7 protein-coding genes are annotated in these 17,905 nt (G+C 57.3%); all 7 read left to right on the top strand.

Going from position 1 to position 17,905, the window contains the following annotated elements:
- The first annotated feature begins 41 nt into the window (after positions 1-41).
- The 7 genes from FN082_RS17265 to FN082_RS17235 all read left to right on the top strand — a co-directional run bounded on the left by FN082_RS17265 (position 42) and on the right by FN082_RS17235 (position 17,900).
- Positions 42-3,779 (top strand): DUF4132 domain-containing protein, encoded by a 3,738-nt coding sequence (locus tag FN082_RS17265; protein WP_142981989.1) that lies wholly within the window; start codon positions 42-44, stop codon positions 3,777-3,779.
- A 12-nt stretch (positions 3,780-3,791) separates the two neighbouring features.
- Entirely contained in the window at positions 3,792-7,532 is a 3,741-nt protein-coding gene (locus FN082_RS17260; protein ID WP_142981988.1) for a WGR and DUF4132 domain-containing protein, read from the top strand.
- A gap of 629 nt (positions 7,533-8,161) precedes the next feature.
- Positions 8,162-11,146: a DUF4132 domain-containing protein gene (locus tag FN082_RS17255; RefSeq protein WP_456237445.1), complete on the top strand. Its 2,985-nt coding sequence runs from the start codon at positions 8,162-8,164 to the stop codon at positions 11,144-11,146.
- A 230-nt stretch (positions 11,147-11,376) separates the two neighbouring features.
- Positions 11,377-12,465 carry an ATP-binding protein gene (locus tag FN082_RS17250; RefSeq protein ID WP_139536572.1) on the top strand — a complete coding sequence of 363 codons (1,089 nt, stop codon included), beginning with the start codon at positions 11,377-11,379 and terminating at the stop codon, positions 12,463-12,465.
- A gap of 10 nt (positions 12,466-12,475) precedes the next feature.
- Positions 12,476-14,761 carry a DUF5682 family protein gene (locus FN082_RS17245; protein ID WP_142981986.1) on the top strand — a complete coding sequence of 762 codons (2,286 nt, stop codon included), beginning with the start codon at positions 12,476-12,478 and terminating at the stop codon, positions 14,759-14,761.
- Positions 14,761-15,897 carry a vWA domain-containing protein gene (locus FN082_RS17240; RefSeq protein WP_139536574.1) on the top strand — a complete coding sequence of 379 codons (1,137 nt, stop codon included), beginning with the start codon at positions 14,761-14,763 and terminating at the stop codon, positions 15,895-15,897. Before FN082_RS17245 ends, FN082_RS17240 begins: the two co-directional genes overlap by 1 nt.
- Entirely contained in the window at positions 15,894-17,900 is a 2,007-nt protein-coding gene (locus tag FN082_RS17235; protein WP_142981985.1) for a hypothetical protein, read from the top strand. The genes FN082_RS17240 and FN082_RS17235 overlap by 4 nt, the downstream gene beginning before the upstream one ends.
- Positions 17,901-17,905: the final 5 nt, after the last annotated feature.

The following is a 17,905-nucleotide window of genomic DNA, read 5'->3' as shown; positions in this document are numbered from 1 at the left end:
CTAGCATCAAATCCAAACTGGATAAAAACACAGGGAAGAAAATGAGATCTTTTATTTATCAGGACGAAAAATCACATAAATTCTGGGCGGTGGAGCAGCAAGGTAACGAGCTGCATCTGAGCTGGGGCAAGGTCGGCACCAGCGGTCAGAGCCAGATTAAAACCTTTGCCGATAGCGCCACTGCCGCAAAAGCCAAACAGAAACTGATTGGTGAGAAAACAAGAAAAGGCTACGCAGAAAATACCGCGGCGGAAAAACACCCATCCCAGGCAGCCGCCAGCCAATCTAATGACCGACCCTGGCTCGCTGATGATGCCCTTATACCGCTAACGGAGGAGATCGGCTGGTTTGCTTTCCATCACCGTAACCGCTCCAGACCGTTTAATACCACACCGGATGGCAATCAAATTTGGCAAAGCATTACCAGGAATGATAAAGCCACATTCAGGCCATCCGACTACCATTTTACATCACCTGTCTGGGAACAGGCTTACGTTGAGCTACACCAACGGATTAAACATAACCAATCCACAGGAAGCCTGTTTTCTGAAGCGGCTCTTCTCGGGCAAATGGGCTATTATTCTGATGATTTAATCGACCTCTTTGTGACGCAATACGGACTTGAAACCACGGTTGAGATCGCCTGTCATACCCTGCAAGTGACATGCGAGTACGATGATGACCTTGAGAAAACTGTCGTAGGTAGCGACTTTCCTGTTAACGAAATAGAATATCTGCCCGACTGGCACCCGCGCTTGTGTCATCATCTTTCATTAGCACCTGAGGAAGAGTGGCAGCGCTGCGTCCAAAAGCTGATCGCGGCTATTCCTGGGCTTTCCCCCTCTATGCAGCCGTTTGCCGCATTGATGTTGCCAGAGCGCCCGGATATCGCCAACGAGATAGTATTGCGTTTCGCCGCAGAAGAGATCCCGGCAATGGCGTGGTTGAAAATGGTCGTCGATGCCCCTTCTGCACTGACGACGCTAGAAAAATACCCGTTGCCTCCGCTTTACTCTCACTTTCTCCCCTATGTTGCCACATTGATAGCCAACCATGGCATGATCGGGGTAAGTCAACTCGTTAACGATTTGGACGAAAAGGAAGCAAGCACCCAATTACCTGAGCTTGAAGCTACTGACTATTTCACTAAGTGGTTAGCTAAAACGAACCATCCGGATGCGCTTAAGATATTAATTCTTGGTGCCGGCAACAAAAATAAGCGTCTGGGATATTTAAGTAAGGCCAGTCAAAAATATCCTCATGCAGCCATTGCCGCTTATGCATCGCTGCTGACGAGCTATGAAGATCCGAGCTGGCGCAAAGCGCTAACGGTACTCATCAGCGCTGAACCAGCTCGGGTAGAGCAAGTTCTGCCATGGATTGATGCACACGCCGCAGAAACGCTAGCTGCGACGCGGCCACATAGCGACTCATCAGCAGAATATGCCAGCCCGGAGACCCTACCAGAAATACTGGTATCCCCGCCGTGGCTAAAGCAAAATCAAAAAAGCGCATCACCAGTATTCAAGCTATCGGTACTCCCCGTCGCTTCTACGCTAAACTTGACGCCGGCAATAACGGAAGAGCTAACTGGCTACGATTACAGTGATTACCACTGTCAATTCAATTACGCGGACCTGCCGCCATTTGAAAGCTATCATTGGGAAAAAGTGACGGAGCCATTCAACCCGGAACAAAACTTTCTGTGGCGTCTGGGGTTTGAAAAGTGGCAGCAGGTAAACCCTGGCACATCGCAAAAAGTCCCCATTCCGCAAAATGCTATCACAGCCCTGCAATGCGCTGACTACACCACCTTGATAAATGAGTTCCATCAGTATACGGGTAAGCGGTATTCGCATTGGAAGCTACATCTGCTGACCTGGATGCCGCGTGAGCAAGCATTAGCTCTGCTGGATGCTCTAGCTGATGAACCCCACAAAGGCGAAGAGGGGATCTTACCCATTTTTGGCATCGATGCCCTGCCGATATTTGTCCGTTATCTTAAACACGATCGCCAGTCGCTGTGGCCGTTTACCCCCTATTGCGGCACAACCGATTTGGCACTACCGATGGCACAAAACTTCAGCCGTAAAAAAACGCTACGCGAAGACGCCCGCAGCTGGTTACTTGAGTATCCCGAACATGCCATTGCCGGGTTATTGCCCGCAGCGCTAGGAAAAGCGTGCAAAGACAGGGACGATGCTCAACAAGCTTTGCGATTACTGGCCGATAATAATCACCGTTCTCTGATAACCCAAATAGCACAGCGCTATCAACAACCGGAGATTATCGCTGCACTGGGAGCCTTTCTCGACGTAGGAGACTTTCATGATTTCCCGGCGAAAATTCAGCCTTTGCCTGACTTTTATCAATTTGCACTGTGGCGCAGACCACAGCTCAAAAGCTCGGGTCTGCCGTTGCCGGATGACGCCATGCGTTACCTCGGCGATATGCTGAATTTCCCACGCGAAGTGAAACTTTACGCCGGACTGAATACCGTAAAAAGCATCTGTACTCCAACATCTCTGGCTAACTTTGCCTGGGATCTTTTTAACGCCTGGATTGAAGCCGGAGGCCCTTCAAAAGCGAACTGGGGCTTCACGACATTAGCCTTTTTCGGTAATGACGATACCGCGCGAGCGCTGACGCCACTCATCCGTGCCTGGCCTGGAGAGTCACAACATCAACGCGCAGCGCTTGGGCTGGATATTCTGGCGGAAATAGGCAGCGACATCGCTTTGATGTTGCTAAACGGCATTGCGAAAAAAATCAAATTTGCGGCGCTACAGGAGAATGCACAGAATAAAATCAAGCAAATTGCCGAACAGCGCGAACTGACCATCGCCGAGCTGGAAGACCGCCTCGCCCCGGATCTGGGGCTGGACGATAACGGCTCCCTGACCCTTGACTTCGGCCCGCGCCTTTTTACCGTCAGCTTTGATGAAGCCCTCAAGCCTTTTGTACGCGATGAAAACGGCAGCCGCCTGAAAGACCTGCCGAAGCCCAACAAAAGCGATGACGCAACGCTGGCTACGGAAGCCGTCAACCGCTACAAGCAGTTGAAAAAGGACGCCCGCACCGTCGCCGCTCAGCAAATCATGCGCCTCGAATCGGCCATGTGCCTGCGCCGCCGCTGGACGCCGGAGCAGTTTCGCCTGTTTCTCGTCGAGCACCCGCTGGTGCGTCATATCACCCGCCGCCTGGTGTGGGGCGTCTATAGCGAAAAAAACATTCTGCTGGCCTGTTTCCGCGTCGCCGAAGACAACAGTTACAGCGATGCGCAAGATAACCCATTCAGCCTGCCGCAAGGGCAAATCGGCATTCCGCACGTACTGGAAATGACCCCGGAAGACGCCGCCGCCTTCGGCCAGCTGTTTGCCGACTACGAGCTGTTGCCGCCGTTCCGCCAGCTCGATCGCAACTACTACAGCCTGACGGAAAGCGAATGCGACGCCATGGAGCTGAATCGGTGGAGCGGGCGACAATGCCTGGCAGGCCGCATCGTCGGGCTGGAGCGCAAAGGCTGGCAGCGAATAGAAGATGGCGGCAGCATCTGCGGCATGTACAAATCTGCTGCCAGCGGCGACATTGTGCTGGAAATGGAACCTTTTTCGCTGCTGTATGGTGAAACCGGATATGACGAATTGATCCCGCTCGATATAGTAAAAATCATTCCTGCGGGCGATATTTACTTCGGAAAAGCGACTTTTGCTTTCTCCACTCTCGACGCTATCGCCGCCAGCGAACTCATTAACGATATCGAATCACTGTTCGATTAAAAGGAATTAACGATGAAAACGTTTATCTATCAGGACGAAAAATCACATAAGTTTTGGGCAGTTGAGCAGCAGGATAACGAGCTGCACCTGAGCTGGGGCAAGGTGGGCACTAACGGCCAGAGCCAGGTTAAAACCTTTGCCGATAGCGCTGCGGCCAGTAAAGCCGAACTGAAACTGGTGAATGAGAAAACCAGAAAAGGATACATCCAGGATACCGCGACAGTACAGCCTGCCGCCGCCAGCCTGCCTGTGGAACCCGCTTCCCCGCCAGCCGCTCCGCAGCCAGAAAACACCCCAACGCCAGCGGACGTTGCTTGTCCATGGCTGGCTGATAATGCCGAACTGCCGCTGTCCGATGAACTACTTCAGGAAGCCCTCCCTTCACGTCTCTACCCCGGCGAGCCCATTGCCGCACCCGCAGAGAGTAAACTTATGGATCTCGGCAAAGAGATCCATAAGCAATCGGGGAGAACCGTTATCTTCAATTATGCTGACTGTTCCGCGTACTGGCAGCAGGTCATCAGTGAAGCTCTTGCCGATGGTCAACTTTCGCCCCCCGCGCTGGCGGTGCAGGTTGCCGTAACTACGCGCCGCGGCTGGCGCAGTAGCGACGAGCCAGAGCTGATGGACGAGATTGTTTACGTCTACGGACTGGAATATGCCGTTGAGGTGTTCATAGCCCTACAACACATTGAATTTGAATACAATTATCAAACTGTTGTGGTCACGTTTCATGCGGAGCCTACCCTGCCTCGCGGGCCGGATATGTTCGATATTCGTTTGCGCGCGCATCTGGCCCAGGCTGAAGAATCCCTCTGGCAACGCTGCGTAGACAAACTTATCACCGCATTGCCGGATATGCCCGTCGGCCAGCAGCCGCTGGTCGCGCTATTGCTACCGGAACGCCAGGATATCGTTAACGACATCGCCCGCCGGGCGCTGGCGCACAAAAACATCAAAACGGCGGAATGGCTGAAGCTGGTTGCCTGCGACCCGCAGGTGGTCAAAACGCTGGAGACTTACCAGGCACAAAACCTGTTTAACGATTACTATCACGGCAGCGTCTGGAACGCGACGGTGATGCGCGAACAGGGCGTCGCCGGAATCTCCCGCTTTGCGCCTTACGTACACGATGACTTGTGCGGTGAACTCATAAGCTACGTTAACCACCCGCAGGCGCTGATGCAGCTTATCCGCGTGAGCGAACAAGGAAAACGCTGCCACGAACGCATGACTCAAGCCAGCGCCCGCTTCCCCCATGCCGCACTTGCTGCCCTGGCCGAACTGCTGGCGCAAAAAGAAGAGAAACGCTGGCGCATTATGCTGATGACACAGTTGAGCACGCAGCCGGAGCTGGTCGCACAGATTTCGCCATGGCTCTCATCTCAGGCCGTCGCGCTACTGGAAGCCTGCCAGCAGCAACTACATCAGCAGACCGACTGCGCCAGCAACGATATGCTGCCACCGGTGCTGGTATCCCCGCCGTGGACGGTAAAAAAGAAAAAATCACCGATTCCCCAACTGAGCTTAACACCGCTTGCTTTAGAACCCGTCTGTATGCTGACGGAAGAAGCAAGCAAGCAGCTTCTCGAACAACATAGCTGGTATGCCCACCAGATTGAGCTGGGCAAAAAAGAAGATGGAAAGGAGTATCTGTCGCGCTTAGGCTTCCGATACTGGGGTCAGAACCACAATCGCTATGAACACGCCTCCGACGCCGCTATCGATGCCTGGCAGCGGCAGGATTATCCAGCGCTGATCGCGGAATATAAAAACACTCGTGCGTCTTATCTCCGGGAAGAATGGGATCTTTATATGCTCGCCGCCCTGCCCGTCGAGCTGGCGCTTCAAGCCTGGAATGCGCTAAGCAAAGAACCGCATACCGGGGCGGAATATGTGATGACGTACCTGCGTCTTGCCGGGCTGCCGGGTTTTATTAACGCCCTGTCCCGCTATCCGCAGGAGAACTTGCCGGTTGCCATCTGGTTTGCCGCCAGCGAACTGACCCCGACGATCGCCCGCGCCTTTAACAAACTTAAAACCGTACGTGAAGGCGCGCGCGAGTGGCTACTGGCCTATCCGGAACATGCCATAACCGGCCTGCTGCCCGCAGCCCTCGGTAAAGCGGGCGAAGCGCAGGATAGCGCCCGGCTGGCACTGCGCCTACTGGTGGATAACGGCCACCAGCCGCTGCTTGAACAGGTCGCGCAACGCTATAATCAGCCGGAAGTGACAGAAGCTTTGAGCGCTCTGCTTGCACTCGATCCGTTGGATAACCATCCGACCAAAATTCCGGCCCTCCCGGCATTTTACCAGCCTGCGCTGTGGGCGCGGCCGCTGCTGCGGGATAATGGTCAGGCACTTCCGGACACAGCCTTAAAATCACTCGGCGAAATGCTGCGTTTCCCTGCCGAAGAGGGGATTTACCCCGGCTTGCAGCAGGTAAAAGATCTCTGCACGCCCGACTCGCTCGCCGCCTTCGCCTGGGATCTGTTCAGCGCCTGGCAAACCGCTGGCTCGCCATCTAAAGAAGGCTGGGCCTTTAGCGCCCTGGGGATACTGGGTAACGACGATACTGCACGCGCGCTGACGCCGCTTATCCGCATCTGGCCGGGCGAATCCCAGCATAAACGCGCCACTACAGGCCTGGATATTCTCGCAAACATCGGCACGGATATTGCTCTGATGCAGCTTAACGGCATCGCACAGAAGCTGAAGTTCAAGGCGTTACAGGAGCGTGCGCGGGAAAAAATCGCTGATATCGCCGAGAGCCGTGAGCTGACCGTCGCCGAACTGGAGGACCGTCTCGCCCCCGATCTCGGGTTGAACGATGAAGGAACATTACTCCTCGACTTCGGTCCGCGCCGCTTTATCGTCAGTTTTGATGAAGCGCTCAAGCCCTGGGTGCGTGATGAGAACGGCTGTCGCCTGAAAGATCTGCCAAAACCGAATAAGAGTGATGATAGCGCTCTATCAGCAGACGCCGTTAATCGCTATAAAGCGCTCAAAAAAGACGCCCGCACGATTGCTGCCCAGCAGGTCGCCCGAATGGAATCCGCCATGTGCCAGCGCCGCCGCTGGGAGCCAGAGAACTTCCGCCTGTTTCTGGTCAATCACCCGCTGGTGCGCCACCTCACCCGTCGCCTGGTGTGGGGCGTTTACAGTGAAGAAAACACCCTGCTGGCCTGCTTCCGCGTGGCGGAAGATAACAGTTACAGCACCGCCGATGATGACCTCTTCACCCTCCCGGACGGCAAAATCCGCATCGGCCTTCCGCATGTGCTGGAAATGCCCCCGGAAGATGCCGCCGCCTTCGGCCAGCTTCTGGCCGACTACGAACTGCTGCCGCCGTTCCGTCAGCTCGACCGCAACTGCTACACACTGACGCCCGCCGAGCTTGCGGCCTCCGAGCTGACCCGCTGGGCCGGGCGAAAATGCCCGAGCGGCCGGGTAATAGGGCTGGCCAACAAAGGCTGGCTGCGCGGCGACCCGCAGGATGGCGGGTGGATCGGCTGGATGCTCAAGCCGCTAGGGGACTGGGCGCTGGTGATGGAGATCGACGAAGGTTTTGCCGTCGGCATGTTGCCTGACGAACTTAGCGCCGAGCAGCTATTAAGCAAAATCTGGCTCTATGCCGGAACTGCGAACCAGTACGGCTGGGGCGGCAACAGCCCGCAAACAGCAACGTTTTCAGTGCTGGATAAAGTCACCATCAGCGAACTGATTAACGACATCGACGCGCTATTTGAATAAAACAAGGAACGTTTATGCACACTACAGTAACCCCGCCATGGCTGGCGGACGACGCGCAGCTGGAACTGACCTTTAAAAAGGGCAAAGAACCGTTAAGCCACCGCCGCTGGCCGGGCGCACCGGTGCCGCAGGTCGAAGAGGGACGTATTCAACAGCTGGCGAATGATTTGCCGCAACGCTTCGGGAACACGCAACCGACAACATTTCATTACGGCGAATGTGATGAGCAGTGGCAACAGGCTATAGCGCAGGCGATCGGTTATATTAATATGCCCAAACCAGCAATGCCTGCCCGTGTAATGGCTGTACTAGTAGAGCTCAGTGACAGTCATCATACCGAAAATTTAGATGCTATCGTTCAACAGGAGGGGCTGGAGTACGCCACTGAGGTAGTTATTGAACGGCAGAAGATAGGTATTCAATACAGTACTTCCAATATTTGGCGATCGACAAACACCGTCACTTTTTCCCCCTTCGCCAGGCAAAATGTCTGGCGATCCTGTACCTACCATGAGTTCGATATCCGCCTGCGTAAGCATTTTTCGTTGGCAGAAGAGTATCTATGGCAGCGCTGTGCCAACAAGCTCATTGCCGCGCTTCCTGATATTCCGCCAGATCGCCGTCCGTTAATGGCGATACTACTGCCTGAAAGAGCAGATATAGCCACTGAGATGGCGACACTGCCTTCTTCATCGGCAGAGTGGCTGAAAACGGTGATAACCGTCATTCCCGGAACGCTGGCAAAGCTCCGCAAGATGGACGTGTTTAATAACCACGAAACCAGCGATGCCTGGTACGAAAACCATTATGGTTATGCTGCCTGCGCTGCGCTGCTGCGCGAACAGGGGTTAACAGCAGTATCACGCCTGGCACCGTATGCTCATGGTGACGATTGCGCCGGGCTGCTGGCGCAGATCAACCATCCGCAGGCCGTGACCTTACTGCTACACGTCGCAGATAAAAATCAACGCAACATGGCGCGCGTGAACAAATATGCCAAACACTTTCCACAGGCGACGCTGGCCGCGCTGGCGGAACTGTTGGTGCAAAAAAATGTGGCAGGAAGCCTCGGCTGGCTAAATCAATGGGGCGATGAACCGGATCTACAAGAACGTGAGTGCCGCCAGCCCAAGCTGGAGGCGATTTGGCAATCCCTATTGCAGGTATTACTCACCGCTCAGCCATCACTGGTTGAGCAAATACTGCCATGGCTAACACCACAAGCCGCTGCTCTGTTACAGCTCCGCTCAGCGAAGCAGACCTCAGCCCCTCTCCCCACCACCGATAGCGCCAGCCTGCCGGAAATCCTGCTATCGCCGCCGTGGCGCGGCAAAAAGAAAAAAGCCGCCAGCCCGCGTTTTGAACTTCCTGCGCTGACCGTTGCGCCGCAGGAGTACTGGCTGCCGGGAGAGCGAGAAACGCTGGCCGCCAGCAAACCGGCCCGCTTTTTTAACGATCTTCCGCTGCACGAGCGCCTCACCCGCAAAGGCGAAGTTGTATTAAGAGAACTGGGCTTTGAGGATATGGATTATCTGTTCCATCAATATACGCTTAACGGGCAGTCAGGGCATTCGTGGTCCGGATATAGCGCATACGGAAATAAGGAGAGGTGGTATAAAACGGCCGTCAGGGCACTGCACAGCGGCGAAAGCGAGGTACTGCTGCAGGCCTGGCGAGGCCATCTCGAAGAAGGTTATAAGCCCAACGACTGCTGGAATCTTTATCTGCTGATGCAGTTGCCCCGCACGCAGGCGGTAACACTCTGGCAGCGCATCAATGAAGAGAACTTCAAATTCGTCGGAGCCGAGTATGCGCTGAGCATTCTCGGAACCGACGCCCTCCCCGGCCTGCTGCTGGCGCTCCAGCATCGGCCAAAAGAGATTTTTCCGCTGCTGATTCATCTCGGCGCGACGGAGCTGGCCTTGCCGGTTGCTCGCCTCTGGCGGCGCTTTCAGGCGCAGAGCCATCTCGCCCGCCAGTGGTTACTGCAATGGCCGGATCACGCCGCTGCCGCATTAATTCCGCTGGCGTTCGATAAACCAGGCGATAACCGCGAGGCGGCCATTAACGCCCTGCGTCTTCTGCATCAGGAAGGCCACGGCAATCTGCTGCAAACGGTCGCCCGGCGCTGGAACGAACCGGCGCTGTGGCCAGCGCTGGAGCAGTTGCTGTTGCAGGACCCGCTTGATAACTACCCGGCCCGGACGCCGAAAGCGCCGGACTTCTGGCAGCCCGTGCTCTGGCGCAGGCCGCGGCTTATCAGCAACGACCAGCCGCTAACCGACGACGCGCTGGAGATCCTCGGCGAGATGCTGCGCTTCGCCCAGGGCGGCCATCATTACTGCGGGCTGGATCTCGTCAAAGCCGCCTGCCAGCCTCAATCGCTGGCTGCTTTCGCCTGGGATCTCTTCAATGCCTGGCAGAATTCAGGTGCGCCGACCAAAGAGAGCTGGGCGTTTCAGACGCTGGGAATTTTTGGCGACGAAGGCACGGTGCGTGATTTAACCCAGCTTATCCTCGCCTGGCCGCAGGAGGGGAAATCCGCTCGCGCCGCCAGCGGGCTGCATCTCCTTACCCGCATCGGCAGCGATATGTCGCTCTTACAGCTGCACCACATTTCTCAGCGCGCAAAATCTCGCCCGCTGCGCGACAGCGCGGAACAGTATCTTAAAGAGGTCGCCGAAGCACGCGATCTCAGCGAAGAGCAGCTCCAGGATCGGCTGACCCCGACGCTGGGGCTGGATGACGCCAGTGCGCTGACCTTTGACTTCGGTACCCGCAGCTTTAGCGTACGCTTTGATGAAAATCTGCTGCCGGTGATTTATGACCAGCAGGGAGCGCGGCAAAAGAGCATCCCGCGCCTGCGCGCCGAAGATGAACAGGCGAAAGCCGCAGAAGCGCTGGCCCGGCTAAAAGGTTTGAAAAAGGACGCCACTCAGGTAGCAAAACGCCTGCTTCCGCATCTGGAAAACGCCCTGCGGTTAGCGCGACGCTGGACGCGTACGGAGTTCCAGACGCTGTTCGTCGACCACCCATTTACCTGCCATCTGACCCGGCGACTAATATGGGGAGTTTACGCCGCTAATGAACCGCGTCGTCTGCTCAACGCCTTTCGCGTCGCCGCAGAAGGGGAATTCTGCGACAGCCTGGATGAATCCATCGCGCTGCCGGAAGATGCCCTGTTCGGCATAGTCCATCCGCTGGAAATAGATGACGAAACGCGCGCCGCATTTGAGCAAATCCTTGCCGATTACCAGCTATTGCCGCCGTTCCGCCAGCTGGCACGCCGCACGGTATTGCTGCACGAGGAAGAAGCAACGCGAAGCAAGCTAACGCGCTGGCAGGGCAAATCAACCACCTGCGGACAGCTGTTAGGGATCCGCAGCCGGGGCTGGTGGCAAGGTAGCGAAAGCTATTTCTGTTACGATGTTGCTCAGCATCGGCTGATACTGGAAATCACGCCGGGGTTTGTTCACTACAGCATAGACGCTAAAGCCCCTCAGCAGTTTGGCGCGATAACGCTCTATTATGGCGAACAACCCGTTGCGTTTTCCCGGCTCGATCCTCAGGATCTCAGCGAAGCGCTAAGCACAATAGAGATTATTTCCCGCTAGTGCGACAAACGAGGTGAGTCAATTAGCAACAATATTCGACTCACCGCATGAGTCGAATATTGGCTTTTTAGCCCCACGAACCTAATGTGCCTTTTTAACTACAAGATACGCAGGAAGATGTTGCGTTAAATATAATCCGATATATCAAGCTCGGAAATAAAGCACCTCACGCAATCTGCTGCGCATAAATAAGGTCTAACGATTACCGCTGTCACTTTAAGGAAGAAACGATGACACAACAGGAAACACATCTTCAGCGCCCACCGGCCACCGTACTGTATGCCGATGAGCTGGCACGGCTGAAACAGGACGACCGTCTCCCCTGCCCGCCGGGCTGGCAGCTCAGCCTGCAGGCCGCGCGGACATTTATTCTCGGCGATGAATCGCGTGGTATCAGCCGTAAAGTGGTTATCAGCCCCGCCGCCGTTGAACGGATGCTGGTGACGCTGGCTACCGGACGCGGCCTGATGCTGGTCGGCGAGCCGGGCACGGCAAAATCGCTGCTCTCGGAGCTGCTTGCCGCCGCCATCTGCGGCGATGCAGGGCTAACCATCCAGGGCGGCGCCTCAATTACTGAAGATCAGATTAAATACGCATGGAACTATGCGCTGCTGATAAACCAGGGACCGTCGGCGCAGGCGCTGGTTCCCGCGCCGCTGTATCAGGGTATGCGCGACGGTAAAATCGTCCGCTTTGAAGAGATAACCCGCACGCCGCTGGAGGTCCAGGACTGTCTGCTGGGGATGCTTTCCGACCGCGTGATGGCAGTCCCGGAGCTGACCGGTGACGACAGCCAGCTCTACGCCCGCGCCGGGTTTAATATCATCGCTACGGCTAATACCCGCGATCGCGGGGTCAACGAAATGAGCGCGGCGCTCAAACGGCGCTTCGACTTCGAAACCGTATTCCCGATTATGGATTTCCAGCAGGAGCTGGAACTGGTAGCGAACGCTTCGGCCCGACTGCTGGCGCATAGCGGCATCCCGCACAAGGTCCCCGACGCCGTTCTGGAGCTGCTGGTGCAAACCTTCCGCGATCTGCGCGCTGACGGCGATAAGAAAACGTCGATGGATACCCTTAACGCCATTATGTCTACCGCCGAAGCAGTCAACGTCGCTCACGCGGTCGGGGTACGAGCATGGTTCTTAGCCGGTCGCGCCGGAGAGCCTGCCGACCTGGTTGACTGTATCGCCGGAACCATCATCAAAGATAACGAAGATGACCGCGCTCGCCTGCGCCGCTATTTTGAACAGCGCGTCGCTTCGCATAAAGAAGCCCACTGGCAGGCCTATTACCAGGCCCGCCACCGCCTGCCGTGAGGGAACACGCATGCCTGAACAGCCGTTAATTATCGGCGTTCGTCATCACAGTCCTGCCTGTGCAAGGCTGGTGAAAGAACGAATTGAACAAACGCGACCGCGTTATGTTCTGATTGAAGGTCCGGCGGATTTTAATCCTCGGCTGGATGAGCTGTTTTTGCCTCATCAGCTGCCCATCGCCATCTACAGCTACTGTCAGTACCAGGATGGCGGCAAGGCAGGACGCAGCGCCTGGACGCCGTTCGCCGAATTCTCTCCTGAATGGCAGGCCCTGCTCGCCGCACGGTCTACGGGCGCGCTGGCTCGTTTTATTGATTTGCCGGTCTGGGCGCAGAATAACGACGATAGCGAGACCTCTGACGCCCGTCGCGCCGATGACCAGCAGCGTCTGCTTGCCGCCAGCGGAATGGAGAATACCGACACGCTGTGGGACCATCTGTTCGAAGACGAAACGCAGAGCGTCGACCTCGAACGGGCGCTGGAAACGTACTTTATCCGCCTGCGCGGCGATGAAAACGATGGCGAGAATAACCATCAGCGGGAAGCCTATATGGCCCGCTGGCTGGCATGGGCTATGCGCCAAAATGACGGCCCGGTAGTGGTCGTCTGCGGCGGTTGGCATGCTCCGGCGCTGGCCACCCTGTGGAAGGATGGTAAAGCCGAGCAGCTCGAGCCCGCCTGTCCCCCCTCGCCGACGCCCGATGCCATCACCGGCTGCTATCTGACGCCCTATAGCGAAAAACGGCTGGATGTCCTGGCTGGCTATCTTTCCGGCATGCCCGCGCCGGTCTGGCAGAGGTGGTGCTGGCAGTTTGGCCAGCGTCAGGCCGGTGAACAGCTGCTGAAAGCCGTACTCGCCCGCCTGCGTCAGCATCGTCTTCAGGCCTCTACCGCCGATTTCGCTGCTGCGCACCTGCGCGCCATGGCGCTGGCGCAAATGCGCGGTCATACCCAACCGCTGCGCAGTGACTGGCTCGATGCCCTGGCTGGCTCGTTAATTAAAGAAGCGCTCAACGCCCCGCTGCCGTGGAGCTATCGCGGCGTCATCCATGCGAATACCGACCCGATCCTGCTCGCCATCGTCGATGTGCTGGCGGGGGCCGATTTTGGCAAGTTGTCGCCAGGAACGCCGCAGCCGCCGCTACCGATAGATGTTGAACGCGAACTGGAGCGCGTAGGTATTACCCTGCCGGCAAAGCTGACTCTTAATCGCTTTGACTCCGATGGATTAGCGCAAAGCCAGGTGCTGCACCGGCTGGCAATTCTTGAGATTCCGGGGTTCCTGCGCCGGGCAGGCAGTACGATGGCGCTTTCCGGTAGCGGTGAAGAGAGCTGGGGATTGTTTCGCACGCTGGAACAACATGCCGCCCTGATTGAAGCCGCCTGCTACGGCGCTTCTCTGGCGGATGCGGCTCGCCAGCGGCTTGAAGTGGAGATGCTAGCCTCCGTCGGCATCAGAAATCTGGCCGCCTGCCTGAATCAGGCTGCGCTGGCGGGGTTGTCCACCTTCAGCCAACAGATGCTGGCGCAGCTGGCTCAGCTCATTGCCGAAGAGAACCGGTTCGCCGAAATGGGTCCGGCGCTGGAGGTACTTTACGCTCTGTGGCAGCGGGATGATATCGGCGGCATGCAGAACGCCGACGTGCTGGAAACCACGCTCTGCGCCGCGCTTGATCGCACGTTGTGGCTGTGCGAAACCAGCGGCGTGGCCGACGAAAAACAGTTTCATGCCCACCTGCATAGCTGGCAGTCCTTGTGCCATATCCTGCGCGACATGCATAGCAGCGGCACTCTCCCCGGAGTCTCGCTCAGCGCCGCACAGGCGTTACTTGAACGGCGTATACGCACGCCGGACGCGGCCCCGCTCGACCGCGGCGCGGCGCTTGGCGCGCTGCTTCGCCTTGAACATCCAGCGGCAACCGCTGACGCGGCGCTGAACCTGTTAACGCAGCTACCGCCGCAGAGCATTGGCGAGGCAGTACACGGCATGCTGGCGCTGGCCCGCCATCAGCTCGCCTGCCAGCCCGCCTTTATCGCCGGATTTAGCGGATTGCTCGCCCGGCTAGCCGAAGATGAATTTATTCTCGCACTGCCGGATTTACGCGCGGCCATGGCCTGGCTCCCCCCCCGCGAACGCGGCGCGCTGGCCCGTCAGGTACTGGACCACTATCACATGACCATGCTACCAGCACATGCGCTACAGGCGCCGGTATCCTGTTCGCCACAGCAGTTAATCCATCACCAACAGCTGGAACAGCAGGCGCTGGCGGCACTTCAGCATTGGGGAGTACGCTAATGAGTACGCAATCCGATCTTCTGACCACCCGCGAGCTCCAGCGCTGGCGATTGATTTTAGGTGAAGCCGCCGAAAGCAGCCTCGGCGGCCTTGATGAACATAGCCGTCAGGTAGACCACGCGCTGGAGTGGCTATACGGTCGCGACCCGGAGCGATTACAGCGCGGGGAGCGCCAGGGCGGGCTGGAAGATTCCATACTGACAACGCCGGAATGGATTAACGCAATCCATACGCTTTTTCCTCAGCCGGTCATTGAACGGCTGGAGAGCGATGCGGTGCTGCGCTACGGTATTGATGAAGTGGTCACCAATCTGGAAGTGCTGGAACGCATCGAACCCTCCGAAAGCCTGCTGCGCGCGGTGCTGCATACCAAACACCTGATGAACCCTGAGGTGCTGAACGCCGCTCGTAAGCTGGTTCGTCAGGTGGTGGAGCAAATTATGGCCCGGCTGGCAAAAGAAGTCCGTCAGGCCTTTTCCGGCGCACGCGACCGCCAGCGGCCTTCACGCATCCCGCTGGCGCGCAACTTTGACTTCAAAAATACCCTGCGCGCCAACCTGAAACACTGGGATCCGCAGCGCGGGAAGCTTTACATTGAATCGCCAAAATTTATCAGCCGCGTTAAGCGCCATAGTGAGAAATGGCAGCTGATTTTGCTGGTCGATCAGAGCGGTTCGATGGTGGACTCCGTGATCCATTCGGCGGTCATGGCCGCCTGCCTGTGGCAGTTGCCCGGCATTCGTACGCACCTCGTCGCTTTCGATACCAGCGTGGTGGATCTCACGGACGACGTTGCCGACCCGGTGGAGCTACTGATGAAAGTGCAGCTCGGCGGCGGCACCAATATCGCCCTGGCCGTGGAATATGCCCGACAGCTCATTGAGCAACCGCAGAAAAGCGTCATTGTACTGGTGAGCGACTTTTTTGAAGGCGGCGCAAGTTCGCTGTTGATTAATCAGGTGAAGCTGAGCGTACAAAGCGGCGTCAAGGTCCTCGGGCTGGCGGCCTTAGACAGCGCAGCTTCCCCCTGTTACGACCACGAGATGGCTCAAGCGCTGGTCAACGTCGGGGCGCAAATTGCCGCCATGACGCCCGGTGAACTGGCGGCCTGGCTGGCGGAGAACTTACAATCATGATGCCTTTACGCCCTGAATTACTGGAGCTCACGCCGCAGGCGCTCATGGCCCTGAGCAATGCCGGGTTTGTCAAACGCGGCCAGAAAGAGCTGGATAACGGCAATATCCCCGAGCTGGAGCAGGATGACGACGGTACGCTGACCGCCATATTTAGCGACGGTACCCGTACCCGTCTGGCAAAAGATCACGCGCTGAAAGCGTCGATCTGCTCCTGTAGCGCCGCAGGGATGTGCCGCCATCGCGTGATGCTGGTCCTGAGCTACCAGCGCGCCAACGCCAGCCATAACACCGCAGAAGAAGCCATAGAAGAAAGCGAACGCTGGCACCCTGGATTATGGCAGGAAGAGCTGGCCTCACTCCCCGAATCCGTACGCAAACGCGCGCAGCAGCTGGCGGATAAAGGACTGGCGGTGGAGCTGTTCTGCCTGCCAGGGGAAACACCATCCGCAAAGCTGCCAATGAGCGATGTGCGCTTTTACTCCCGCAGCAGCATCCGTTTTGCCCGCTGCGACTGCGTGGAAGGTTCACTGTGCGAGCACGTTGCGCTGGCGGTCCAGGCTTTTATCGATGCCGAAAACCAGCAGCCCGGCTTTACGCACCTGGTCTGGCAAACGCGCAGCAACAAAATGGCCGCCCGCGGAGGACCGTTCGATACGCCAGACGGCGAAGCCTGCCGACAACGCCTTCAGCAATTGAGCCAGCTACTGTGGCAAGGCGGCATCAGCCAGCCGGCGATTAACGTTGAGGCGGCGTTTACCCGAGCACAGCGTGCCGCGCAAACGGCCAACTGGCGCTGGGTTGCCGCAGCGCTGACCCAGCTTCGCGAAGGCGTCGAAGCCTTCCAGCAACGCGCCAGCCATTACCATCCTGAGCAGCTGCTCGCCCAGCTCGCAGGCCTTAACGCCCGCCTGGAGAGCGCCGACCGAATGGCGCAGATCGCCGATACCGACCAGACGCCGCCCCTACCGTGGCGCACCGTTGTCGGTCTGGGAATTGCCGGTGAAGCGCAGCTTGATCATTTGCGGCTCATCTCTTTGGGCATGCGCTGCTGGCAGGATAACCAGCAGTACGGCTTACGTATCTGGTTTAGCGATCCGGATACCGGCAGCATTGTGCATCTGTCGCGCAGCTGGCCGCTGGCTGAACGGGAGCAAAATCCGCTATGGCAACGCCGCCTGTTTACCTTTCAGGCCGGAGCGCTGGCGGGCGGGCAAATTATCACCCAGTCAGCGCGCCGTCATGCCAGCGGCGAACTGCTACTGGGTACGCGCCACCGCCTGAGCAGCAACGTTCCGCTAAGTGAAAATGCCTGGCTTTTGCTCAGTGCCCCGCTGCGTCAGCCGGGCGTTGCGGCGCTGCGTGAATATTTGCGCCAACGCGCCCCGGCCTGCGTGCGCCCGCTCAACCAGGTTGATAACCTCTTTATTTTACCAGTGCAGGCGTGTATTGCCGTCGGCTGGGATGCCGCCCGGCAAACGCTGGACGCACAGGTTCTCAGCGGCGAGGGGCAAGACAACGTTTTGCATCTGTCTCTCCCTACCTCCGCCAGCGCACCGTACGCCGTTGAGCGGATGGCGGCGCTGCTCAGACAAGAGGACGATCCGGTGGTGATGGTTTCCGGACTGGTCACGTTTAACCACGGGCAGCTCACCCTTGAGCCGCTGGTGATGATGACCCGCTCGCGCGCCTGGTGTCTGGATGCAGAACCCCTCCCCGTAGGCCCGTTACCTGCTGGCGATATATTACCGTCGCATTCGGTGACTCATGATCTATTGCAACGCGCCCGGACGCTGCTGATCCAGATACTGCACAACGGCCAGCGCTACCAGCAAAAGAGCCTGTTTCGCGAGGCACAAACGCTGGGCGATGATTTCACGAACCATGGTTTTAACCATCTTGCGCGCCTGCTCCACCAGTTAGCAAATAGCGAAACCGCAACCTCAATCGATACGCTCAATACTATTGCGCTACTCTGTATACAATTAGAACTGATGCTTGATTAACAAGG

It is taken from the genome of Klebsiella spallanzanii (genome assembly GCF_902158555.1).
Taxonomy (GTDB): domain Bacteria; phylum Pseudomonadota; class Gammaproteobacteria; order Enterobacterales; family Enterobacteriaceae; genus Klebsiella; species Klebsiella spallanzanii.
Note: the sequence above shows the minus strand (reverse complement) of the source record. Positions and strands in the feature narration are given on the sequence as shown.